Genomic DNA, 25,734 nt, shown 5'->3' with positions numbered 1-25,734 from the left:
TGTAGTGCCCCCCAAAAGTTAGACACTTCTTGGGGGCATTTTTTATGAATAAAAGGATAAAATACAGCTTAAAGCAAAAGTTAGCTGCAATCATCGCCGTAGAAAAGGGGAATGAATCTATACGTTCAGCAGCTAGCCGTCTTGGTTGCTCTCCATCCAATGTTCGACAATGGATTGGTCACTACAAACAACATGGAAAAGCGGGCTTGAACTTACATATTGGGACCTATTCAGGAGATTTTAAAGTAGATGTTGTGCAACATATGTTGAATAACAGGTTATCTTTGATGAAAACATCGATCCTCTTCGGCATCCCTAATATCAGTACTGTTTACAGCTGGTTAAAGATCTATGAGGATAAGGGAATCTCAGCTTTGATGCATGAGAGTAGAGGAAGGAAAAAGTTATCTATGGGCAGAAAGAAACAAAGAATAGATACGAACTTAACAACAACTGAAGCACAGGAACTTGCTGCCCTGAAGGCAGAGGTGGAGTGGCTACGTGCCGAAAATGCTCTTTTAAAAAAGTTAGAGGCCTTAATCCAGGAAGAAGAAGCCCGAGTACAAGGAGGCATACAGCAGAAGCCATCAAGGAATTAAGGCACAGTCACTCTCAGGAACTACTCCTGAAAATATCAAAGATGGCAAGAAGCACATTTTATTACTATCTCAAGCAGTTGAAACAAGTGGATAAATGGGCAACGTTAAGAGCAAAAATTAAATTGATTTATCATCAACATAAAGGCAGATATGGCTATAGGCGTATTACACTTGCTATAAGGCAACAGGGGCAGATTATTAATCATAAGACGATACTACGAATCATGAATGAATGTGGGTTGAAATCTTTGGTTAAAATAAAGAAGTATAAGTCTTACAAAGGGGAACAAGGAAAGGTCGCACCTAATTTTCTTCAGCGTAATTTTTATGCGGCAAAGCCTTATAAGAAATGGGTTACTGATGTGACTGAATTTTCTGTGGGAGGCAAAAAACTCTATCTGTCGCCCATAATGGATCTATACAACAGTGAGATTGTAAGTTATAGTCTCTCAGATCGTCCAACTTCAAATCTAACCATGTTTAAAAAGAGATATTATTAAATATATCTATTATTACAATAACGACAGAATCAAATTAAAACTAAACGGCTTTAGTCCAGTACAATACCGAACTAAAGCCGCTTAAATTAGTAATCATTTTTTGTCCAAACTTTTGGGTGCACTACATTTTTGGTGACTTGTTTAATTTTGACGCATAAAAAGCAACGTCATGATGTTTGAGGAAGTAGGAGTCGACCAGATAATTAAATTCCCTGACGATATCTAGTTGTTTTTTCTCCAGGTTTTGTAAATAGGTCGATTTACTTATAATCCTGACAGAGAGAATTAGCATTCTCTTAAGCATAGTTTCTAACATTTCTTTCTTCAGGAGATTTTCCTTAAGCATTTCTTTAGAGAAAATTTTCCATGAGATCTCAAAATCCTCGGCTTCACTTGCATTTAAAACCAAACTTGGGACGTGTGTTGCACTATAAAACAACAAGCCTTTGCTCCCCACCTGACTATCTTGATCAATCATGCAAAAAAAAGATTTATTGAACCGAATCATGCGGGCACTACAGAGTCTTACATCATCGATTTTGTGAAATTCGGTTAAAAAGATAATCTCATTTCTTGAAAGTTGATAGGGAACCTTATCAATTGTTATTGCTAAACTGTCTGCTGTATTCCAGATAAAAGTCTTGTCCATTTTCTGAGCATGAAAAACACTATCCTGATTCTCACTATCAAGTTCAGTAAGGCTGAGAAACTCCTTCAAGTCGTTTTCGAAAACCATGGTTACAAATATAACTCCGTTTTTGAAACCGTCAAGTATCCTAAGGTAATTGACTTCTTCTGAAAAAACTGGAACTGCTGCTACCTTTGAGTGGGGTTCGAACCCCTTACACCTATTGCTTTTTGGTCAATTCGCAACTGATTGACGAATTTATAGCCCCCTTCCAAATCGAAACCACCAGACACACCCTCTTAAAAATGAAAAAGCGAAACAAAATCCAATATTGAATTCTGTTTCGCTCTTAGCGGAGAGTCAGGGATCTCAGTCGAACACCTGATACCGCTTTTAACTTTTCTAAAAAGGTTTAAAAATCAGGCCAATAACTAACAACCCGTAATTTGTGATTTTTTTAKATTTTAGCTTTTATAAATCCTTCTACTTAATTCTATTATTTTAAAGATTTATATTTATTGGGGGTATCACTCACCCGTTGAAAATAACGGTAAATTAAAGTTGAATGTAAATAAAGAAAAATTATATAAATGAGTAACATACCTCATAAGATACAAAAGAATATTGATAACATTGAAGTGTTAAAAAAACAAATATCTCAGTGGAGAAAACTCAGTATCGAGGATCTTTTTCAAAGTGTAAAGGAATTTGAAAAGACCCCAAGACTAGAAGTATCGATTTATTATAACGACCTTTTTAATGATGTAAAGTTTTCTGAAATACTTTTACATATTTATAAAAGCAATGCTGATAATGCCAAAATGGTGCTCCTTCTTATTTCTGCAATAGGAAATATGATTCAAAGATACAACTTGCCGGAATCACAGGATATGTATGAGTTTATGGTCGAAAATGCTTACAAAAAAAATGTAGGGCCTTATGTGGCGATATTTTTTCCAAGACTGGAGCATTTTAAAAATTACAGCAAAAAATGGCAGTATTTTATGAATGTGAAGGAAATGTCTCCTAAAAAAGTAGCAGAAAGCTCTTTCGAGGCCATTATGGATTTGCATGGTAATGAGATACCTGAGGAAAATAAAGAAGAGGTAGTCCATTATTTCAAGAAAAAATCTGAAAAATCAAACAATGAATATGGCAGACAACACTATCTAGATTTAGCAAATAAATTTAAATAATGCTGATCCGCGATCAAACAAAATTTTGAAAATCAATTTATTGACCGCATAAAAAAAGGAGACGATCAATATTGATCGTCTCCTTAAGCGGAGAGTCAGGGATTCGAACCCCGGGACCTGTTACAGTCAACAGTTTTCAAGACTGCCGCAATCGACCGCTCTGCCAACTCTCCGTGTGGGACGCAAAAGTATAAAAGGAATTGAAAATAAAAAAATTTTTTGCAAAAAATTTTTAAATCAGCCACCAGGGCGGGGCCGATAAATTTCAAATGACGAACTACGGACCGAAAGCGCTGTTTATTGTTCTTTTATTGATTCAAAAATTCGTCTGTCAGTCTTTCGCTTTGCTCCGTAATTCGTCATTAATTATTCCTACTATTTCCGTCTACCTGTTAAAAGGTAGTGTTGTAACTTATTCCAGCTACCATAAAGGCAGTATTGTAACTATTTCCAGCTATCCCCGGGGGGATAATATCGTTATGATCGTTATGGCTTATTTCCAGCCACCACCAAGGGAACGGTACAAATCTACCATTGCGCTTAAACGCTGACGGTCGATGTCTGCCTGCGCCAGTTCTGCCTGCAGGGAACGTCCCTGTGCAGTAATGACTTCCAGGTAGTTGGCCATACCGCTGCGGAACAACATTTGGGCTTGTTGTACTGCCAGCTGTGATGTATTTACCTGCCGTTGGGCAATTTCCTGTTGTACTTTCACTTTGTCCAGCTTTACCAGGGCATCGCTCACCTCTCCTACTGCATTCAAGGCAGATTGCTTGAATTGGATCACGGCCTGTTCACGCTGTATTTTCGCTACTTCCAACTGTGTTTTTAACGCACGGCGCTGGAAAATAGGTTGGGTTAAGCCACCCGCTACGGTACCAAACAAAGAGGCAGGCAGGTTAAACCAGGTGCTGGCTTTGAAGGCATTCACACCACCGCTGCCGGTGATGGTCAATGTAGGATACATGTTACCCTGTGCAGCGCCTACCAGTGCATTAGCTGCTACCAGTCCCATTTCGCTGGCACGTACATCCGGGCGACGGCTGATCATCGTTGCAGGAATACCTGTTGGCAATGAATCCGCTACCTGGAAATTACTCAGTTGACTACTACGTGTAATCGTTGACGGTAGTTCACCTGTTAAAATACGCAACGCGTTTTCCTGGATAGCGATACCCTGTTCCAGCTGTGGTATCAGCAGTTCTGCTGTCTGTTGCTGTGAAATAGCCTGTTGTACACCCAGCTCGGTTACTTCACCTGCAGCTTTCTGTAAACGGATCATTTTTACAATGGTATCACTGAGTTGCAGGTTTTTACGGGCAATACTTAACTGGTTGTCCAGCATCAGCAGGTTGAAATAGCTGTTGGCTACTGCTGCTACCAGTCCTGTTTGTACGGCATGCTCTCCTTCATACGACTGCAGGTAATTAGCCAGTGCGGCTTCTTTCTGACGGCGTATTTTGCCCCAGATATCGATTTCCCATGACATCCCTACTCCAAGGTTAAAGTCTTCGATATGATCTCCCAGGTTATTCACGGAAAGGTTCAAACCATTGAAACTATTTTTGGAAGGAAAGTTGGTACTTGCGGATGCGGTGGCGTTAAAAGCCGGCAACCAGGCAACTTTCGCCTGCTTGAGGTAGGCTTGTGCTGATTCCACTTTTTTCACGGCCAGTTGCAGGTCATAGTTGCCGGTAATGGCTTTATCTATCAACTGCTGTAAGGTGGCATCTGTAAAAAACTTCTTCCATTCTATTTCTGCTATGCTGCTATCTGATGGAGCAACGTTTCCAAACTGCTGGGGAAGCGCCACCGGGGGCCGCTCGTAATTGCGGCCAACCCGGCATGCTGCTAACCCTACAACTAAGGACAACAGAATTAAAAATGAGCTATAACTTGTTTTCATTTGTCTTTTTTCTGATTCTGATAATAGATAATGCTAATATTTTAGTGTACCAGCTTTGCCTCATGTTCTGCTTCCACTATCGGCTTACGGCTGATTTTCTCTTGCAGGAACTGGAAAATTACAAACAACACAGGTATGATGAATACCCCCAGGACCACCCCGGTAAACATGCCGCCTACAGTACTCCAGCCGATCGAATGATTGCCTTTGGCAGATGCACCTTGTGTAAAGATTAATGGCATCATACCAACAATAAAGGCAAAGGAAGTCATCAATATTGGACGAAGACGAAGCTGTGCTGCTTCCAAAGCCGCCTCAACAAGCTTATAGCCCGCCCTTCGCCGTTGTAGGGCAAACTCCACAATCAGGATCGCATTTTTAGCCAATAATCCTATCAGCATGATCATACCTATTTGTACGTAGATATTGCCCTCTATGCCGCTAAAACCAATGAAACTATATACACCTAATATACCCGTAGGCACAGTAAGGATTACTGCCAGTGGCAGGATATAGCTTTCATACTGTGCAGCCAGCAGGAAGAATACGAACAATACACTCAATAAAAACACGAACGCAGTTTGGTTCCCTGCTCTTATCTCTTCCCTCGTAATACCCGTAAACTCATAGGCATATCCTTGTGGCAATGCCTTTTTCGATACTTCTCCAATGGCTTTAATTACATCACCGGTACTATAACCTGGTTTGGGGGTAGCATTAATGGTAACAGCACTATACAGGTTGTTTCTTGTAACTGTTTCCGGGCCATATACACGTGTGAATTTGGCCACTGTACTTACCGGTACCATCGTACCCAGGTTGTTCTTTACATAAATAGCATCCAACGAACTTTTATCCATCCGGTATGAAATATCAGCCTGCGCCATTACGCGGCTATATTTCCCGAAACGGTTAAAGTCTGAAACGAAACTACTACCATAATATGTTTGCAGCGTACTCAACAAATCACCAACAGATACACCCAATTGTTTCACTTTTATATCATCTATATCAATTGTGTATTGTGGATTCCCCGTATTAAAAGTAGTGAACGCACTTGCCACTTCTGGCCGCTGACTTAATGCACCAATAAAACCCCATGCCGTTCCTGCTAATTTCTCCAGTGATCCGTTTGTTCTGTCCTGCAACATCATTTCTACTCCGCTCACATTACCGAAACCCTGTATTGTTGGAAAACCAACAAAAAAAGTTAAGGCATCATGTACTTGCATTGACTTGCCTAACAAACCGCCTGCAATAGCATTCGGGTCTTTTACAACACCTCTCTCCTTACGATCTTTTAACCTTACAAATACCGCAGCATTAGGGGAAGCGTTCGCATTTGTTACGAAGTTCATCCCATTTGCAGCCCATACGTCACTCACACCCTCATCTTTCATCACAATTTTACTAATCTGGCTCGTTGCATTCTCCGTTCTGCTAAGTGAACTACCAGGAGGTGTTTGGGTTATACCAACTACGAACCCTTGATCCTCATCCGGAATAAACCCGGTAGGTGTTGTTTTGATCAGCCAAACTGTTGCAACCACCACAAGCAATAATCCGGTAATGGCCACCCATCTGTTCTTCATCAGGAATTTGATGCTCCGTATATATCTTGCCGTCATTGCATTAAAAGCGGTATTAAACGCATCGAAGAAGCGGGCTCCAAAACCTTTTTTCTTTCCACCTTCGCCTATATGCTGGTTCTTTAAGAATAAAGCACACAACGCCGGACTTAACGTTAATGCATTCACCGCAGAAATAACGATAGCAATGGCCAGTGTAAAGGCGAATTGTTTATAGAATACACCTGCAGGACCTTGTACAAAGCTCACCGGTACAAACACTGCTGCCATTACCAATGTGATCGAAACAATCGCACCGGATATCTCATTCATCGTTTTAACTGTTGCCTCTCTTGCCGGTAAATGCTCACGTTCCATCGTTGAGTGTACGGCCTCTACAACCACAATGGCATCATCCACCACAATACCAATAGCCAGTACCAATGCGAACAATGTAAGCAGGTTAATACTAAAGCCGAATAATTGTAAGAAGAAGAAGGTACCTATAATCGAAACAGGAACTGCAATGACCGGGATCAATGTAGAACGCACATCTTGCAGGAAAATGAAAACCACGATGGCCACAAGAATGAATGCAATGATCAGTGTTTCTTTTACCTGGTCGATAGATGCATCCAAAAATTCCTTCGAGTTGTACATTATCTTAAACTTCATACCACCGGGTAACGCCTTATCAAATTCTCTAATCTGTCGTTCCAGTTCGGTAAGAATTTCATTGGCATTGGAGCCCGGTGTCTGCACAATACCAAAACCAGTAGCCGGTTTGCCATCAAGCAAATTCGAGGCAGTATAAGTATAGCCACCAAGTTCAACCCTGGCTAAATCTTTAAGACGAAGAACAGAACCATCGTTGTTTGCCTTAATCACCATATTCTCATACTCTTCAGGCTTATTTAACTTTCCCTTGTATTTAATAATATACTCGAAAGATTCTTTACTACTTTGTCCCAAACGCCCTGGTGCAGCTTCTACGTTCTGATCTCTGATCGCATTCATCACTTCTGCTGTAGAAAGATTATTAGCAACAAGCCTGTCGGGTTTCAACCAGATACGCATCGAATAATCTTTTGAACCAAATGGCTGTACCTGTGCCACCCCTGGTATACGTTGTAACTGAGGGATGATATTAATTCTTGCATAGTTATTTAAGAACAGTTCGTTATACTTAACGCTATCCTCGCTATATAACGCCACAAACATCAGGAAGCTGCTCTGTACTTTCTGTGTAGAAAGCCCAGCTTGTAATACTTCGGGAGGTAGCTGGCTATTAGCTTTAGATACGCGGTTTTGTACGTTTACCGCCGCAATATCAGGATCTGTTCCTTGTTTGAAATAAACTGTCAAGATGTAGCTACCATCGTTGTTGGAATTGGAGGTCATGTACGTCATGTTCTCCACACCGTTTACCGATTCTTCAATCGGGGTAGCAACTGTACGGGCTATCACCTCCCCGTTGGCGCCAGGGTAATTGGCAATAACCTGTACAGATGGCGGCGCAATCTCAGGAAATAAAGCCGTAGGCAGGGTGAATAAAGACAACCCTCCCAGTATAACCAATATGATAGAAATAACCGTAGATAACACCGGCCTTTCAATAAATCGTTTTAACATAAATAACAATTATGGGTTGCGGTATGTCCGCACGAACACAAACAGTGCATGTGTGTAACAACACTGCCTGCGTCGCAATTTGAATAATGTTTTGTGTAAACGTTCTTAACACCAGCGTGCTTTCACGCTCAATTATTTTAAAGCAGCGGCTTTACTTTCAACAAACTATCTATAGATACCATCTGTGGCTGAATAACAACGCCATCTCTTAAACCGCCCATCATCAGGGTAGATTGAGAAGATAATACAATCTTATCCCCCTCCTTTACGCCATCAGTAACAAAATAATAATTAGACGTTTTGCCAGAAATGGTGAGTGGTTTTGTAACGATTTTATTACTATCGGCCACTGTATAAACCAACACTTTGTCCTGCAATTCAAACGTGGCTTCCTGAGGAATTACCAATGCAGAAGCATGTAAAGTAGGTACCCTGACTTTACCGGTACTACCACTTCTAAGTACTCCCTGTGCATTAGGAAAGCTGGCACGTAAACTAATTGCACCAATAGTTTTGTCAAACTGCCCTTCCACTATTTCAACTTTTCCTTTTTCAGGATAAACACTTCCATCTGCCAGGATTAATTCTACCGCTGGCATTCCTTTTACTTTTTCAGCAACACTATTACCTGGATATTTCTCCTTGAATTTGAGGAAATCGGTTTCACTCAAAGAAAAATAAACACGCATATCCTTTACTTCGGAAATAATAGTCAATGCGCCCGCCATTCCCCTGCTAATAAGGCTTCCCGTTTTAAAGGGAATACTACCTACATAACCATCGCTGGGTGCGCTGATATTTGTGAACCCAAGATTGATACGGGCGGTTTCTACCTGGGCCTGTGCCTGGGCAACATTAGCTTTCGCTGAATTGTAACTTGCTTCGGCCGATTTTAATTGAACATCCGATACCACATTATTACTAAGTAGCGGTTTCAATTTATCAACGTTGATTTGTGCATTCGCTAATGCCGCTGTTGCAGCCTGTAAATTTGCAGTGGCATTGTTGAGTTGCTCTACATATGGTCTTCTGTCGATCGTGAAAAGCGTTTGACCTTTTCTAACGTAAGCACCTTCATCTACTGAAATATTCGTCAGATAACCGTCTACCTGTGGTCTTATTTCCACATCACGGGTTCCTTCTACCGAAGCAGGGAAATCCTGAAATGTTGTAGCAGGTAATGTAACTGCTTTAATTACCGGTAAAGATGCTGGTGGCGGTGCCTCATTTTTTGCCTGCGATGCACTACAGGCAGACAATACCGAAAGAACAAAAAAACTATAAAGTAAGCCTGCCGGCAAATTTGTAAATGTTGATTTCAATGGTTTCATACTACATTTTTTTTAACGACTAAAAATAAAATCCCCCGGCGCGACTCAGGCCAATAAAAAGCAGCCTTGCTTCGCAGCAATCAATATCAATGACAGCAATCGGGTTGTGGTTATACAGGTAGATAGTCCCGCAATACTCAAGGACATATAATGTTACAGCACATTATACGTTTGAGTACAGCAATATGTTACTACTGTAAAAAAGAAAATGAAGGTTTGCGGTTGGCCGCTAAAAAATTCTCATCGGTTTTCAAATTTTGAATGATGCACGGGCGACATCATTATTTTAAACACTCTGCAAAAATAGATATTTAATGTTAACGGGCGTTTAAATTATTACGGGTTTAATTGTACTTTTCACGGATACTCTTTTGAAAAGAAGCCGGAGTGAATCCGGAATGCTTCTTAAAAAAGCGATTGAAATAGGCATCATCCTCAAAATTCAACTGTGCTGCAATCTGCTTTATTGAGTGCTCACCCCAATACAGTAGCCGTTTTGCTTCCATAATGCGCTTTTCATCAATGATGAATTTTGCATTTCTTCCCAGCAATGCCTTCACCGTGTCATTTAAATGCCCCGGTGAAACGTACAACATCTCTGCATAGTCAGATACCTGGGCTTTCTCATGAAAATGCTGATCTACCAGTATCTTAAACTGTCTGGCCATATTATATTGTGAACTCTCTGCATTCATCCAGTTACCGGTTGGTTCAGAGATACGTCCACAGGCAATCACAAAAGCATTCAACAGATTACGGATAATCGCTTCCTTACGCAACTTACTGCTGTTATATTCCTTCCGGATCAGATCTGCATAAGCCAGCACCTCTTCCATTTGCTCATGATTCAACGGTACCATCCCCGAACTGAATACACAACGCCAACAACTAACGACTCCCTGCATTTCCGGTACCAGGAAGTCGTTAGTGAAGTAAATATTTATCAGCTCGGCATCCTCACTCATCTCATGCTGATGCACCTGGTTAGGCTCCATCAACATCAGGGCCGGCGCTTCCATATCATAATGCTTAAAATCAATAGACTGCCGGATGCGGCCCTTGATTAATATATCTATACTATATCCGTTATGCCGGTGAGGCACATTCATATCTCCTACACAAACTTCGGAACCATTCCACTCTCCCATGAAAAAGTTAGCACCATCCGCATAATCACAGTTATAAACCGGTACATCCGAAATTCGTGTTACAACACGTTCTAATACTTCCATTGGTTTAATACTTTATCGGTAATCCACTTTTATTTTGAATAGATAAAGATAGATGATTCTGATTTGTTTGTCCATCTATACGGGTATAGATATTAAATATATCATTTCCCCTCATCTACCTTTTCAGCCGGCTTTTCCTGTACCAGCACCAGATCACTCAGCTTCACGTTGATAGGAATATTTCCAATCTTCACGATAGCGCGCTTATCACGGATCTCCAGCACTTTGCCTACCTGTCGGTTAGTCACAATTTTCACCTGCATACCTACTTCTACCTGTCCTTTTATTTCCAGGAATTTGTCCTGCACCTTTTTATTGAGCTGCTCGGTATGCTGTTTTTCACGGCGGCGGAACAGGAGTATTTCGGCCTGCTTCATCACTTTCTCTTTGTCATCTGCACGTTTCCACTCTATCACAATCTGCTTCAGCTTGCGCTCCATATCTTTCAGATACTGCAGGTCATCTTCCTTTATCTGGTTCTGTAATTTTAACAGGGTATACTGCTGCTGTTTGCGTTCTTTATCTGCCAGTATCTCATACTCCTTCTTCAAACGCTCATTTTCCTTCAGTAATTTCTGCAGGTCTTTTTCCTTATTTTCTACTTTCTGCAGATCCTGTTCGGCCTTATTCAGCAATTTATCCAGCTGGAAATGACCTTCATCTACCAGGCTCTTGGCCCGGGCAATCAGCGAAGGATGCAGCCCGATACGCTCCGCAATGGAGAATGTATACGAGCTTCCCGGCTTACCAACCATGAGTTTATACATGGGCAGCAACGTTTCCTCATCAAAGCCCATCGCACCGTTAATGATACCCTTTACCTTATTGGCCATCACTTTCAGGTTAAGATAGTGTGTGGTCACTACGCCATAAGCATGTTTCTTGGCCAGTTCCTCCATAATCACTTCGGCAAAAGCACCACCCAGGTTAGGATCGGATCCACTACCCAGTTCATCTATAAAGAACAGCGTTTTACCATTGGCGTTTTCCATGAAATACTTCATGTTCTTCAGATGAGAACTATAGGTACTCAGCTCAAACTCCAGCGACTGCGTGTCTCCGATATGGATCATCAGTTGTTTGAAGATGCCCATCTGGGAGGATGGATGCACCGGCACCAGTAATCCCGATTGCAACATCAGCTGTATCAGTCCGATGGTTTTCAGGGTAACGGTTTTACCGCCGGCATTCGGTCCGCTGATCACAAGGATATGCGCATCCTTATCCAGGTTAATATTGACAGGTATTGTCGGCTTCTTGTTTTTCCGGTTATAGAGCAACAGCAACGGGTGGTACGCCTGTATCAGGTTTAGCTGGGCATGCGGCAGTAACATGGGGTAATTGGCATCCATGTCCAGTGCCAGCTTGGCTTTACCCCTGATAAAATCGAAGGTGCCCAGTATTTCGTGATAGCTGTTCAGTAACCCGGAATAGCCACTCAGCGCCGATGTCATGGCTTTGAGGATACGATATACCTCCCGGCCTTCTTCTCTTTCGAGCGATTGTATATCGTTATTGAGTTCTATGGTTTCTTCCGGCTCCAGGAAGGACGTTTTACGGGTATCTGATTCCCCGTGAATGAGTCCTTTTACCATCCGCTTATTTTCCGCATAGATGGCCACTACCCTACGTCCGTTCAGGAAAGCTTCCTCCTGGTCCGCCAGGTAATTGAGTTTCTGCAGCTTCTGGAGAATACGGTCAAATACCCGGCGCAGTTCCGTGCGTTTGCGAAACAACGACATCCGGATTTTGGCCAGTTCCTGGGAAGCATTATCCCTTACCTGTCCCAGTTCATCCAGCACCTCATCAATGGTGGCGGTGATCTTCTTTTCGTAATGGGTGTCTTTGATCACCTCAAAAAGCCCTCCGTACTGGATACGGCGGTCGTGATCGAAAAAGCGAACAATGCTGTGCATGCTTTCTGCCAGCTTACGCAGCAGCATGGCCTGTTCCCCGGTAAGTACGGCGCCTTCGATAGACAGCAGCCGCAATTCCCTCTTCAGGTTCAGGATGAAATCGTTCGGGAAATTCTCTTGCAACAGGGTAAGTTGCTTATATTCATGTGCCTGTTGGAGGGCAGATTTAACGTAATCTATATGCGTGTGCAGGCGCAGTTCTGAGGCCATTTCCTTGCCTAGTTCTGTTTTACAATGCTCTTGCAGCAATGCCTGTACTTTGTCGAATTCCAACTGCATTAACGCAGATTCAGGAAAATATTTCAAGTGTTATTTATTTAAAGTAAGAAGGCACAAACAATCGTCCGTTGTTTGTGTCTGCGTAAAAGGTTTACGATCAGGGCGCGTAAATGCGCTGCCATCATGGTGGCGGGGAAAGCGTTATCCGGGAAATCTTAATTCTTGTTCATCGTATTTGTCATTATGCTATCAAACGTATCCGGTTAATGCCGGCTTATTATATCTATTCCTGCTGCTGCTGCTGACGTATGTTTATATGGCATCCATGAAGCCCCACGGGTTCCTGGAAACTCCAAAAGAATGTTAAAGTTACTTAACTTGTCGTACTCCTGCATCATATATTACGTAAATTATAATGGCTGCAGGCAATATAAAGATGCTCAGATAGACTGCAATCCCTCTACAGTGCTGATTTTGAGTCATATAAAGAAAAGCTGCATCTTTAAAATTTTATTTTTATGAGAAAATATTCAATCTTCATTTGTCTGATCGCACTGGCGCTTTTTGCCTGTGCCCAAAACAAAGACAAAGTACCCGGTGATATGGAGGTAAGCAAAAATCAAAAAACGGCCACCGCTACCTTTGGAGGCGGCTGCTTCTGGTGTACAGAAGCACAATTTCAGGAACTGGAAGGGGTTATCAAAGTGGAATCCGGCTTTGCCGGTGGAACAGTACCTAATCCAACCTACGAACAGGTATGCACGGGTACTACCGGTCATGCAGAAGTGATCAGGGTTACCTACGACCCTGCCAAAATCAGCTATGAAGAGCTGCTGCAGGCGTTCTGGCTCAGTCACGATCCTACCCAGCTGAACAGGCAGGGCAATGACGTCGGTACCCAGTACCGCAGCGTGATCTTTTATAATAGTGATGAGCAGAAAGAAAAAGCGGAGTTATACAAGAAAAAACTGCAGGATTCCGGTGCGTACGACAAACCTATTGTGACGGAAATAGCCGCCATGGGCACTTTCTACGAAGCGGAAGACTACCACCAGAACTACTATAATCAAAATGGTTCTCAGCCTTACTGTACCTTTGTGATCAAACCCAAACTGGAAAAATTCAGAAAGGCATTTGCAGGACACCTGAAAAAAGGACTGTAAACCTAAAGAAATACCTGACTGCCGCGGGGAGCATACCATATGCTTCCCGCGGCATTTTTATTACCTTTTACCGCCATACTGCCATAAAAGCCGCTAAAAAGGCTTAAATGTATTACTAACGGCTACTGCCTACTCGTAAAAAGCCTATATTACACCCTCTGTTACATTTTGCCAGCAGCCAAAAGATAAAAGCTAAAAAACTTTTATTAACTTATACAATAGTAAAATAAAAAGTTCCACCATTAATGAGCACTGAACTAACCTGTCCCTGGTGTGGGAGTCCTGATGTCATACGTACTATTCCAGAAAAAGACCCATTCCATGTAATGATGGTCTGCCAACAATGCCAGCGGGTAATTTCCGGTTCCGACACGGACCACAGTTCTATCCAGAGAAATAAGACTGCCAAACGTAACATCGAGGAAAAAGTGCTGCAGCTTTGTATGAATGCCGGCAAAATAATGGGGATAAAATACTACCTGGGAGAAATGAATAAGCTGCCTGGTAATAAAATAGGGCTCCAGGAAGCCAAAGAGGCCGTAGAGGCCCTGCTGAACGCCCGCGGCCTTAGCAGCGCAGTAAAAAAACCTAACAGAAACGGCTGCGTCATCGCACTGATTGTGCTGGTACTTATTATTGCCAGTATTGTTTACTTCTACACCAGCCGCTGAGAAATTTTTCCATTTGCGCTGATTATCGTACTTTTGTACTGTAATAAAGACAATTACAGAATGAATAACGGCAGATTTCCCATTTCAATGCATATACTTACACTGCTCGCCAGTGCGAACGGGGAACTGTTGTCGTCTGACTTTATTGCCGGCAGCATTAACATCAATCCCGTACTGGTACGCAAGGAAATCAGTAACCTGCGCAACCACGGACTCATAGAAAGTAAAGAGGGGAAAAACGGCGGAGCTACCCTGGCCAAACCAGCGGATAAAATTCAGCTCTCAGAAGTATTCCATGCCGTACAACAAGCTTCACTACTGGGAAACAGTAAAAACAGCCCCAACCCGGACTGCCTGGTGGGCAAACAAATCAAACAACACCTCGATCACCTCTATATAGAAATTGAAGGCGCCCTGCTGCACAAATTAGAAAAAATGAGCCTGGCCGACTTCTTAGGTCAGTTCCAATAATTTTATCATCAAAGGCATTGCTGCCAGGAGGAATAGCATGCAACTCAACGATCTCAGGAATATTACCAGCGAATTTAAAAGTACCAGCCAGATGCCCGTCATGTTCATAGGTCATGGTAATCCTATGAATGGCATCAGCGACAACGCTTTTACCCGTAGCCTGGGGAAAATGGGACAGGATTTGCCCCAGAAACCCAGCGCCATCCTCGTCATTTCCGCACATTGGCTGACCAAAGGCACACATGTACTGGTAGCCCCGCACCCGGAAACCATCCACGATTTTGGTGGCTTCCCGGAAGCATTGTACGCTGTACAATACCCCGCTCCGGGCGCACCGGAACTGGCCAGGGAAACAAAACAACTGATCACATCCACCAATGTAACGGAAGATGACCAGTGGGGCCTGGACCATGGCTCCTGGACGGTATTGAAACATATGTATCCCATGGCGGATATCCCGGTATATCAGTTAAGTATCGACTATCACCAGCCACCGGAATATCATTTCAAACTGGCCGCGGAACTGAAAGCCTTACGCAACAAAGGCGTATTGATCATGGGTAGCGGCAACATTGTACACAATCTCCGGCAGATCTCATTTTCCGAAAATGCCAGGCCATTTGACTGGGCAGTTTCTTTTGATGCAACCGTAAAACAAAAGCTGGAACAGGGCGCGTTCAACGACCTCGTAAATTACCACACCCTGGGCAGGGAAGCACAATTGTCTATCCCTACCAATGATCATTATCTTCCTATGATCTATACTCTCGGCCTGGTAAATAAAAATGAAGAAATACAATTTACTTACGAAGAAATACAGAACGGCAGTATTAGTATGCGCTGTTTTAAAACAGCGTAAGGCTAAAGGCATAAAGCAAAAAGCTATTGTAGCGGGTAATCATCCGCCACAATAGCTTTTTGCTTTATATCATTAGTTTTATATCACTCTTACTCCGCCCGCAAACTCTTTACAGGATTAGCCATGGCAGCTTTTAACGCATGAAAACTTACGGTTGCCAGCGCAATCACTACAATAGCGCCTCCGGTCAGCACAAATACCCATATACTGATACCTACATGATAGGCAAAATGACTAAGCCAACGATCCATGATCCACCAGGTAATCGGGAAAGCCAGGACAGCCGCTATTAACAACAACTGAAGAAAATCTTTCGATAACATACTAACGATGCTGCCGGCAGAAGCGCCCAACGTTTTACGTACCCCAATTTCCTTGGTGCGTTGTACTGCCGTGAAAGCCGCCAGCCCAAAGAGTCCCAGGCAGGCAATAAATAATGCCAGCATGGCAAACAACATAAAAATAACTTCCTGTTTCTGCTCTCCGGCATATTGCTTCGCAAAATTCTGATCAATAAAACTATAACTGAAATTATGCGCAGGGTCAAAAGTATGAAACACCTTTTCTATATATGCAACGGTAGCAGGAACACTGGTTTTACTGACTTTTACATACACGTTATCCTGGTCCCCCGCCCTGGCAGGCATCTGTAGCACCAGTGGCGCTATTTTATGCTGCAGGGAGTAAATATGAAAGTCTTTCATAATGCCCACCACTACACGCTCTTCACGTGCACCGGAAGCATCCTTCAATAACTGCACCCGCTTTCCCAAAGGCTGATCCCAATGCTGCGCCTTCACCAGCGTTTCATTTACCAGTACTGCATGAAGCTGATCAGATTCACCCGTGTCTGAAAAATTACGCCCGCTCTGCAATGTAATGCCCATTGTTTTCAGATAATCTGCATCTACCATATAATTCTGGGCCATATAGGTAGATGTCTGCATACCATTATTACCTTCGAAAAAGTAACCATGTCCGCCAATATTATTTCCGCCAATCGGGTTGCTTGCCGCCGAAACCTGCTGTACCATAGGATTACGGAGTAACTGCTCTTTCAACGCCGGCAGCCTGTTACGCATCTGCTGATCAGGCACATGAAAAGACAATACCTGATCTTTATTAAAGCCCAGATTTTTCTGCATCACATATTGCAGCTGATCATACGCCACCATAGTACTGGCGGTTAATACAATCGCAATAACAAACTGGAATGTCACCAGCCCTTTACGGAAACCAGCATGGCTACTGCCTCCCAGCTTACCTTTTAAAGAATTGATGATCCTGAAACCTGACATAAATACCGCCGGATAAATACCCGCCAGCAAACCGGTTAATACAGACAACATCGCCATCACACCCAATGTTTTAGCGACGCCAAACTGCCAGAGTATTATATGAGAATTGGTAAAAGTATTGAACCAGGGCAGTAACAAAGCTACCAGTCCGGTAGCCACCATCGCGGAGAAGAAGGTGAGCAGCATAGATTCTACCAGGAACATCCGTGCAATATCTTCTCTGCCGGAACCCATACTCTTACGCACCCCTACCTCTTTAATACGACCACTGGCCCGGGCGGTGGCGAGGTTCATATAATTGATGCAGGCAATCAACAGCGTAAGTAATCCAATACAAAGAAAAATATAGATGTAAAGAATATTTCCATTGGAAGACATTTCATAATCAAGATGGGAATACAAGTGAATGTCCTCTACCGGTTGTAACTCCATTTTATAAGTGGCATTACCCATGCGTGCCTTCAGATACCGCTCAAAAAACGTTGGTAGCTTGGCTTCCAGCTTTTTCACGTCTGCGCCTTGCTGTAATAACAGGTACGTGTATACGTTAAAATCCTGCCAGCCATTTTCATTATAGTGAGGTGGTAATAACCGTAATGCACTGAATGAAAAATGTGAATTACCAGGAACATCCTCCATCACTGCAGTGACGGCATAAACAGTACTGTCTTCTGTTAACACCGTTTTTCCAATCGCATCAGATGCATTGCCCAATAGCTTTTCCGCCAGACTGCGTGTTAACACCAATGAATTAGGCTGGGATAAAGCACTGATAGCATCACCAGCCACGAAAGGAAAATCAAATACGTCGAAAAAAGTGCTGTCCACAAAAAGCATATCCCCTACCTCCAGTTTCTTTTCGCCATACTTTAATGCAGCCCCCCCTTCCGGATCTACCCTCGTGGTTTGTTCTATTTCCGGATAATCCTTCTTTAATACGGCGGCAAAAGGTGCGGAAGTGGTAGCCAGGTTGAGGTTCCCGCCAGACCAGGTAGCACGGTTAACAGCCCGGTATATGCGATCGGCATTCGGATAAAAATTATCGTAACTGGTTTCCCGATGTACATACAACAGCAACAACCAGCACGCAGCTAAACCAATAGCCAGACCAGCTATATTGATCAGTGAATAATATTTATAACGAAGCAGGTTGCGCCAGGCAATAAGGAGATGATTACGAAACATCCTGATAAATTTAATGATGAATCCAACCCCACAAATCTTTCTTCCCGAACACATGGAAAGAAAAAACATGCCATGCCTGCCAACCTTTCAATACCAGGATTAAATAAATATAAATTTATTAGTACGTGTTCGGTTTTGATACAGCCCCTGTACGATATTATGGTTTCAGCAGCTCTCCTTCCAGTTGCACCCCTTTATTTTCCACACTCATATCAATAGCTTTCAGGATTTCTTCTTTCATTTCTTCTGTCACCCGGCTATAGCCAAACATTTTAGCGATAAAAGGCACGGCATCTTCCCGCTGGATAGCAACGGCATCTTTTACTACCTTCTCCAGCGCTACGCCGATTTCTTCCGCCGCAATGTAATTGATCTTACGGGCGGCAGCCGGCAAATGGCTACGGTTACGCACCACAGGTGTACTAAGCGCAGTATCCCAAAGGAACTGCCCCTTTATTTTTATTCTTTTACTGGCATCAGAATGCCGGACCGCATGACGTAATATCTCCCGGATACGGGGACCTACCCTTGTAATGCCGGCCGCTTCTACCATACGCCTGGCTACTTCGTCAAAATGCACGGGGCTTTCCACTACCACTACCTGCTCTATCCAGTTACATAGCTGGCCAATGGGAGAAAGATGGAATTCCTGCGCCCTGATTTCCTCTGGCAGCACCGCCGTTTCATATACCGGTATGGTGGCTTCTGTTGTTGCCACGGCTTCCCGCGTCAGGGCCGGCGCCGTTTCCCTGATCACATCTGCGGCCACCTGATCATCAATCGCCACGGCGGCCTTCACTTTTTCAATAGCCGCTACCAGCCGGTTCAATTCCCGCTCCGGATTCCGGAACCAGTCCGTACTCCACACCCGGTATATCTTCCAGCCGATTGCTTCCAGCACCTGCTGCCGCAAACGATCACGGTCACGGGCAGAACGGGCAGAATGATAAGCAGCACCGTCACATTCAATGCCCAGTAAATAACGACCCGGATTTTCCGCATCTACAATAGCGAGATCAATAAAAAACCCTTTTGATCCTACCTGTTTACGTACAATATATCCTAACGCTTCCAGCTTGGCAGCTACGTTTTCCTCAAAGGGACTATCCGCCGGCAAACCCGTTTCCGCCGTCATATACAGCTTACCATGCTGTGCGAAATAGAGGAAGTTCTTCAACGACTGAATACCATAGCTCTTGGTTTTGCTTACATCAATATCATCTGCGGTGATATTGGTAAACACTTCACAACGCGTTTTCGCCCGCGTAATCAGTACATTGAGCCTTCTTTCCCCCCCTTCATTATTCAGCGGTCCGAAAGACATGGCTACATATCCTTCCTCCGTACGTCCGTAACCGATAGAAATAAAAATCACATCCCGCTCATCTCCCTGCACATTTTCAAGGTTCTTTACAAAGAAAGGTTCGTCCTGATGCCCGCTGAAAAAGGATTCCAGCTCCGGCGATTTCCTGCGGCGTAATTCCAGCGCATCACTGATGGCTTGTCTTTGTGAAGTGCTAAACGCCACCACACCTAAACTCAGCCCCGGATTTTTGCGGGCATGTTCCATCACCGCATCCGCTACTATCTCCGCTTCCTTAGGATTGGTGCGTGTTTTACCGCGATCATAGGCCGTATCTTTCAGATGATGAAAAACCAGTCCTTTCTGTTCTTTAGAGCCGGGGCTGGGGAATATGACTAACTTATTTTCGTAAAATTCATGATTGGATAAGGTGATCAGTGATTCATGTCTGCTCCTGTAATGCCAGCGCAGCATACGTTGCGGAGCGCCTTGTGCATCGCATAATCCGAGAATGCTCTGCATATCTGCAGTTACATTTTCTTCATCATCTACCTCTTTGGTCAGTGAATCAAAGAAACTGGTAGGTGGTAATTGTTTGTTATCGCCTACTACTACTAATTGTTTGCCGCGCAGTATAGCGCCCAAAGCTTCTACAGGCTTCACCTGGCTGGCCTCATCAAAAATGACGAGATCAAATTCCAGTGTTGCCGGAGGTAAAAAATTAGCGATAGACAAAGGGCTCATCATAAATACCGGCTTAATGGCCTGTATGGCCAAACCCGCTTCCTGCATGAGTTTGCGGATAGGCATATGACGCGCTTTCTTATTAAATTCTGTGCGGAGCATATTTACCTGTCCGCCGGCATCTACACGTGGCATTTGTTCCCAGTGCTGCAAAGCCGCACGGGCACGGTTATATTGCAGGTTCAGCACATCTAATTTGCGGAACTGCTGTACCATTTCCTCATGACCACCGCGTTCAAATTTACGCAGGGCAGGCTGCGACTTCACCGCTGTTTCTACCAGGTATTCATACCAGGTTTTCAGCAGGGCAGTTTTTAGCAGCAGATGCGCACCATTCCAGTCCTTCACCGGTGTAATCAGGCATTCCAGGTTTTCCTGTATAGCCGTATCCGTTATATTGTTCCAGGAAATAAGGTGATGTATTTCCGGTAATTTATCTGTCCATGTTTGCAGCGTAGTTTGTTGTTCGGTAAACAGTACCGGGTAATGGCCGCTGTTCATTTCCAGTTTTTGTAAGACAGCTCCGCTGCGTTGCTGCTGCTCCTGCAATAAGCGTAACAATTGCTCTTTGTCTGCCAATGCCTCGGCCGCATCCCGGTTACCTTGCAGGTAAGTGGCTACTGCAGTCGGGCAACTACCTGCTGCAATACGTTTATGCATATCCGTGAGATATGCCGTAGCAGTCTGCAATGCTTCCCAATCGGTCTGCGATTTCTGCCAACGACTGCCGAACAGCGTTTTACCCAGTGCAGCATGTTCTTTCAGCAAGGCATCCTGTCTCCGGAATTCCATGATGGCATCTACATACTGTAGCTTTTCTTCATTATCGCCAGGAAGCGGATGTTTACACAATGCGGCGAGTTGGCGATTGCTCCTTTTATAGGCGCCAATCAGGAATTTATACCACTTACCACCATGCGCCAGCAGATCCTGCCGGATCTCCATCATATTTTGGTCCCAGGCTTCCGGAATAAAAATATCCTGGTATTGCTGTTGTACCGCTGTAGCCGCCACACCTGCTGTCAGCCACTCTGCAATATCCTGCTGATGCAACAGCCAGGCATTATTGGTGATATCAATCTCGTGCAGATCCGGCTGTTGTGACAGCAGCTCACATATGTTTATCAGCGCTGTAGTAGCTGGAACATCTTCCGGAGATGGAATCCCTATTTTTTGAGCGATCGCAGTGGTCGCCTGCAGGAGTGCTGCTAGCGCAGCCGATGCAGCTGTGAGTAAATTGGATAAAGCCACCTGCTCGTGCGGCAACAGCACCGTCAGTTCACTACCACGGAACGTTAATGCGGCAGGTACTCCAATTTCCTGGAGACAGGCCTGTATGCGTAATGCCATAGCGGTAGCCTTATTCATCGCCACAGCGTCCCAGTCTCCAATTTGCGTCAAGGATATAGCCGGTAATGTGATACCGGCAGTTTCTTCGTTTAACCGTAACAGGTAGCCTATTACCTGGTGAACCGTCAATCCGCTTTTTTCAATGGCACCATTCACAGACAGGCAATAGTCATTCAATTCTTTTTTATAACCATCTAACAGTAATACTTCTTCCTGTAATTTCTGGATAGAAGGGCGGCCCAGTTCCAGCACCCGCCGCAACTCCTGATGTAGTTCTTTTTTATTGGCTTTATGGCTATGTAATTCCAGGCAGGCTTCTCCCAGTTGAATGTTATCCAGTCTGCGTTTCACCACTTCCAACGCTGCCATTTTCTCCGCCACAAACAGCACTTTCTTACCCCGCCCAATGGCATCAGCGATAATGTTGGTAATTGTTTGAGATTTCCCGGTGCCGGGGGGACCCTGTATCACCAGGTTACGTCCCTCCTGCACAGCCAGCATGGCCATGATCTGGGAACTGTCGGCATCTACTACCTGGAACAGTTCATGAGCTTTGGTATCATGATCAATAAAGGCATCTTCCGGTATTTGCGGGGTATCATCTGAAAAGCCGCCACCAAAAAGACTTTGAATAATCGGGTGTGTGAGTATATCATCATCCTGTTGCCATTTGGAGGCGTCCAGGTCATTGTAAATCATAAACTTACCAAAAGAGAAAAAGCCCAGCTCAATGGCATCGGGCGCTACTTTCCATTTGGGCATCACATCTACTGCTTCGGCTACTGCCGCCAGGTAAGCATTAACATCAAAATCTTCTGTATCCGGCAGGTCCGGTATGTGAATATTAAAATCTGCCTTCATTTTTGCCTGCAGGGAAATGTTGGCGCCTACTTCTTCCAGAGAATATTTCAAACGGAAACGTTCCCTCGCACTAGACCTGTCCAGCGACACCGGCACCATGATTAATGGCGCCAACCGGGCTTCCTCACTACCTGCTTCTTCATACCATTGCAGCATGCCGAGGGAAATATAGAGGATATTCACCCCTTGCTCTTCCATGCTCATGCGCGCAGCATAATATGTATTCAGCAATTTAGCATGCAGATTCACCTGGTTTTCATTCGTCTGCAAACGGGTATCACTATACGCTTCTTTAGACACCGGTTCATTGTATTCCACTACTTCTTCGTCCTGCTTTTTTTCAGGCCGTCCGAGGAAGGACATAGTTTTATTTTCCCTCACCAGTATATCATAAATGGCGGCGGATTGTTCCTCTACAATATGTAAACCTTTGCCTACGGGCAACTTGTAATTCAACAATGGATTCCTGAGACCTAAATCCAGTAATTCCTTGCGGGAAGATTCAAGCCTGGTTAATATGGATGCGATCATAATAGCAATAATGAAAAACGCTACAAATATAATTTTAATAAACGGTGAACATGGGTAAGAAGTATATAAATGCAGAAAATCCTGCTTTTTATTATGCCGGAAGAATTTCCGGCGATTATTCACTAAGTGGAATATAATTATATTTGGTTCTGAAACCAAACCCCGTCCTGCGGTTCAGGACATTTACCTATATGAATACAAAATCTGTTATCTCGTTATCCAGCTTTGTACTTTTAGTTTTCATCGGATTAGTAATACTTGGATTATGGGGATGCCCTAAATACAAAGTATACTCCCAGCGTATGGAAGGAGAAGCATTGCTGGCACATGCGCAGGCATCCAAAGAAGTGGCGGTAGCGGAAGCCCGCGCCAAAATGGAAAGTGCGGCCATGCTGGCAGCTGCAGACACCATCCGCGCCCATGGTGTAGCCCGTTCCAATCAGATCATAGGTGAATCACTGCGCAACAATGAAGCTTATCTGCATTGGTTGTGGATTGACAACATCGAGAAAAATCCCCAGGCAGTTATCTATGTACCTACAGAAGCGAATTTGCCCATTCTGGAAGCAGGTCGCAGACCATGGCTGAAGGACACCGCCAGATAAAGCGGGCGAAAAAATGATATCACTGAAATTAAACATAGAAAAAGGATCAGTTCTTACGCTGATCCTTTCTATTTTTTTGTTCTTTGATAAGCGGTTTAATACCGGAGTAGCGCCAGTTTCCCATCCATGGTGCTCACCAGCACCTGCTTATCTCCTGCCGGCAATACCGCATTTACCAGGCAGTTAGATAATTTGAATTTCCATAACAGGGAATGGTCTTTGGCATTTATCGCATACACCACACCTGAGTGAGTAGGTACATAAATCACCTGGTCCCGCTCTACCGGTGCGGCCGGATCCAGCTCGTAGTCCATTTMCACAGGCGACTGCCACAACAACTGCAAACTATCTGTCCTGGTAGAAACGCCGTACAGACGCCCCTCCATCGTTTTAATGAACACTTCACTACTATCGGCGGAGAGCCCCAACGATTCCCGCATTCGTACATCAGGTCTGGATTTGCGCCATATCACTTCACCGGTAGCAGCATTAAATGCTGTCATAAACCTATCAGGCGCCACTATAAACACTTTATTATCTGCTCCTACCGGCCAGCAGGCTGCCGGAGAAAACATCCGGTTAGAAGCACCATTATTCCATTTCCATTTTAATGCACCGGTATGCCCATCCAGGGCATAGAAGTCATTGCCCCAGCTGCCAAAGTAAATATTACCCTGGTAAAAAAGCGGCTTATCTTCCACAAACCCATTCACTTCTGCATATTCCCATATCAGTTTACCTGTATTCAAATCAATAGCCCTGAAATGCCCGTCTGATGAGCCGGTGTAAGTAATACCATCCACAATCCGGGTACTGGCTACCAATGGTTTACCCGTCTCAAACTGCCATAGCAATTTACCATTGGAAGCATTCAGGCAATAAATAAAATGATCGGAAGACCCTACTACCACTTTATTACCGGCGACTACCGGAGTCGCATATATTTTTCCTTTGGTAGAAAAAGTCCATTTCTTCCTGCCACTCTTTTGCTGCAATGCATAAATTTCACCAGCGGTATTGGTAGAAATAATAAGATCTCTGTAGAGTGTCATGCCCCCGCCGATATCACTGTTGTCCTGGTAAACCCAGGCCGTTTTTACATTTGGAAAGGAATCATTCATCGCAAAAGACGGCCGGAAAAATGCCCCCTTACCCGTTCCTGCTGCGTGGCTGGACAAAGATACTTCTGCCCATGCCCTGTTCCTGGCAGCTACGGGAGTTCTTTCTTCAAAAGCGGCTTTGCCGTTGGCAATGGTGACGATATTATAACCCCCAATACTGTCTTTCGCACGGAGATTAGAACGGCACATCACACCAGGTATCTCCTCGAAATCAAATACACGGTTAGCATGTCCATGACCGCAAAGTATCAGCTGGATATTGTATTGTTTCAGCCTATCTATGGCTTCATACCAGTTATTGAGGTCTTCATTCTGTGGATAATGATTAATGTAGATGATGGGCGTGGTTTTATCTTTCCTTTTCAGAATATCATCCAGCCACACGATATTTTCACGTGGCACCTGCCCCGGTCCCATCCGCATATTAGGGCCACTGTTGGTACCAATAAAATGATAACCTCCATAGCTAAACGAAAACGTTTCGTTGCCAAATACTTTACGGAAAGTATTCCCCCCACTTTCAGACCATTTGGTATCGTGATTACCGGGAATGATATACCAGGGTTTATGCAATTCATCCAGCACAGCTTTCGCCTGTCGTAGTTCTGCATCTGCACCAAATTCGGTGATATCACCTGATATAATCACAAAAGCCAGATCGGGTTGACTGTTAATGTCGTTCACTGTACGTTGCAGGTCTTCCAATGCATGATCACTGCCTACGTGTGTATCAGATACCTCAGCAAATTTAAAAGTTGTCTGTGCCTTTACTGCGGGCAAAACGCCGGTTAACAGTAGCATCCCTGCCAATAACTTCGGATAAAATTTCATGTACTCAATTTATG

General features: G+C 43.9%; 18 protein-coding genes and 1 tRNA gene. 9 read left to right on the top strand and 10 right to left on the bottom strand.

What is annotated here, in order from left to right; translation table 11 throughout:
* The first annotated feature begins 29 nt into the window (after window positions 1–29).
* From AC1DCV_RS28040 to AC1DCV_RS28030, 3 genes are read left to right on the top strand one after another with little or no spacing between them, the layout of a single operon-like run.
* Entirely contained in the window at window positions 30–599 is a 570-nt protein-coding gene (locus AC1DCV_RS28040) for a transposase (protein ID WP_477026280.1), read from the top strand.
* On the top strand, window positions 494–1,099 hold the full coding sequence (locus AC1DCV_RS28035; protein ID WP_477026279.1) for an IS3 family transposase: 606 nt from the start codon (window positions 494–496) through the stop codon (window positions 1,097–1,099). Before AC1DCV_RS28040 ends, AC1DCV_RS28035 begins: the two co-directional genes overlap by 106 nt.
* Entirely contained in the window at window positions 1,092–1,184 is a 93-nt protein-coding gene (locus AC1DCV_RS28030) for an IS3 family transposase (RefSeq protein WP_477026283.1), read from the top strand. The genes AC1DCV_RS28035 and AC1DCV_RS28030 overlap by 8 nt, the downstream gene beginning before the upstream one ends.
* A gap of 36 nt (window positions 1,185–1,220) precedes the next feature.
* Here AC1DCV_RS28030 and AC1DCV_RS28025 read toward each other — a convergent pair whose 3' ends face one another.
* The gene (locus AC1DCV_RS28025) at window positions 1,221–1,835 is read right to left on the bottom strand and encodes a hypothetical protein (protein WP_477026278.1); all 615 of its coding nucleotides are present in this window, start codon (window positions 1,833–1,835) and stop codon (window positions 1,221–1,223) included.
* 482 nt (window positions 1,836–2,317) lie between these two features.
* Between AC1DCV_RS28025 and AC1DCV_RS28020 the strand changes: the two genes are divergently transcribed.
* On the top strand, window positions 2,318–2,923 hold the full coding sequence (locus tag AC1DCV_RS28020) for a hypothetical protein (RefSeq protein ID WP_477026277.1): 606 nt from the start codon (window positions 2,318–2,320) through the stop codon (window positions 2,921–2,923).
* A gap of 88 nt (window positions 2,924–3,011) precedes the next feature.
* Here the strand turns inward: AC1DCV_RS28020 and AC1DCV_RS28015 are convergent.
* The 6 genes from AC1DCV_RS28015 to AC1DCV_RS27990 all read right to left on the bottom strand — a co-directional run bounded on the left by AC1DCV_RS28015 (window position 3,012) and on the right by AC1DCV_RS27990 (window position 12,814).
* A tRNA-Ser gene (locus AC1DCV_RS28015) sits at window positions 3,012–3,096 on the bottom strand.
* 320 nt (window positions 3,097–3,416) lie between these two features.
* Complete coding sequence (locus tag AC1DCV_RS28010; RefSeq protein ID WP_477026276.1) at window positions 3,417–4,829, bottom strand: efflux transporter outer membrane subunit; 1,413 nt, start codon at window positions 4,827–4,829, stop codon at window positions 3,417–3,419.
* Between the two features lie 41 nt (window positions 4,830–4,870).
* Window positions 4,871–8,029, bottom strand: a complete 3,159-nt coding sequence (locus tag AC1DCV_RS28005; protein ID WP_477026275.1) for an efflux RND transporter permease subunit — start codon at window positions 8,027–8,029, stop codon at window positions 4,871–4,873.
* 137 nt (window positions 8,030–8,166) lie between these two features.
* Window positions 8,167–9,360, bottom strand: a complete 1,194-nt coding sequence (locus AC1DCV_RS28000; protein WP_477026274.1) for an efflux RND transporter periplasmic adaptor subunit — start codon at window positions 9,358–9,360, stop codon at window positions 8,167–8,169.
* Between the two features lie 344 nt (window positions 9,361–9,704).
* Window positions 9,705–10,592, bottom strand: coding sequence for a helix-turn-helix domain-containing protein (locus AC1DCV_RS27995; RefSeq protein WP_477026273.1), 888 nt, complete (start codon window positions 10,590–10,592; stop codon window positions 9,705–9,707).
* 101 nt (window positions 10,593–10,693) lie between these two features.
* Window positions 10,694–12,814 (bottom strand): endonuclease MutS2, encoded by a 2,121-nt coding sequence (locus AC1DCV_RS27990; RefSeq protein ID WP_477026272.1) that lies wholly within the window; start codon window positions 12,812–12,814, stop codon window positions 10,694–10,696.
* A 431-nt stretch (window positions 12,815–13,245) separates the two neighbouring features.
* On the opposite strand from AC1DCV_RS27990, the gene msrA reads away from it, so the two are divergent.
* From msrA to ygiD, 4 genes are all read left to right on the top strand, one after another.
* The gene (msrA, locus tag AC1DCV_RS27985; protein ID WP_477026271.1) at window positions 13,246–13,890 is read left to right on the top strand and encodes a peptide-methionine (S)-S-oxide reductase MsrA; all 645 of its coding nucleotides are present in this window, start codon (window positions 13,246–13,248) and stop codon (window positions 13,888–13,890) included.
* A gap of 245 nt (window positions 13,891–14,135) precedes the next feature.
* Window positions 14,136–14,561 (top strand): hypothetical protein, encoded by a 426-nt coding sequence (locus AC1DCV_RS27980; RefSeq protein ID WP_477026270.1) that lies wholly within the window; start codon window positions 14,136–14,138, stop codon window positions 14,559–14,561.
* Window positions 14,562–14,621: 60 nt separating this feature from the next.
* Complete coding sequence (locus tag AC1DCV_RS27975; protein ID WP_477026269.1) at window positions 14,622–15,032, top strand: RrF2 family transcriptional regulator; 411 nt, start codon at window positions 14,622–14,624, stop codon at window positions 15,030–15,032.
* Between the two features lie 37 nt (window positions 15,033–15,069).
* Window positions 15,070–15,891, top strand: coding sequence for a 4,5-DOPA-extradiol-dioxygenase (ygiD, locus tag AC1DCV_RS27970; protein ID WP_477026268.1), 822 nt, complete (start codon window positions 15,070–15,072; stop codon window positions 15,889–15,891).
* 89 nt (window positions 15,892–15,980) lie between these two features.
* Here ygiD and AC1DCV_RS27965 read toward each other — a convergent pair whose 3' ends face one another.
* The gene (locus AC1DCV_RS27965) at window positions 15,981–18,374 is read right to left on the bottom strand and encodes an ABC transporter permease (RefSeq protein WP_477026267.1); all 2,394 of its coding nucleotides are present in this window, start codon (window positions 18,372–18,374) and stop codon (window positions 15,981–15,983) included.
* 157 nt (window positions 18,375–18,531) lie between these two features.
* Complete coding sequence (locus AC1DCV_RS27960) at window positions 18,532–23,163, bottom strand: DUF3320 domain-containing protein (RefSeq protein ID WP_477026266.1); 4,632 nt, start codon at window positions 23,161–23,163, stop codon at window positions 18,532–18,534.
* A gap of 191 nt (window positions 23,164–23,354) precedes the next feature.
* On the opposite strand from AC1DCV_RS27960, the gene AC1DCV_RS27955 reads away from it, so the two are divergent.
* The gene (locus AC1DCV_RS27955; protein WP_477026265.1) at window positions 23,355–23,768 is read left to right on the top strand and encodes a hypothetical protein; all 414 of its coding nucleotides are present in this window, start codon (window positions 23,355–23,357) and stop codon (window positions 23,766–23,768) included.
* Between the two features lie 95 nt (window positions 23,769–23,863).
* Here AC1DCV_RS27955 and AC1DCV_RS27950 read toward each other — a convergent pair whose 3' ends face one another.
* Entirely contained in the window at window positions 23,864–25,720 is a 1,857-nt protein-coding gene (locus tag AC1DCV_RS27950) for an outer membrane protein assembly factor BamB family protein (RefSeq protein ID WP_477026264.1), read from the bottom strand.
* Window positions 25,721–25,734 lie beyond the last annotated feature (14 nt).

This window comes from Chitinophaga sp. 10T418 (assembly GCF_056394125.1).
Note: the sequence above shows the minus strand (reverse complement) of the source record. Positions and strands in the feature narration are given on the sequence as shown.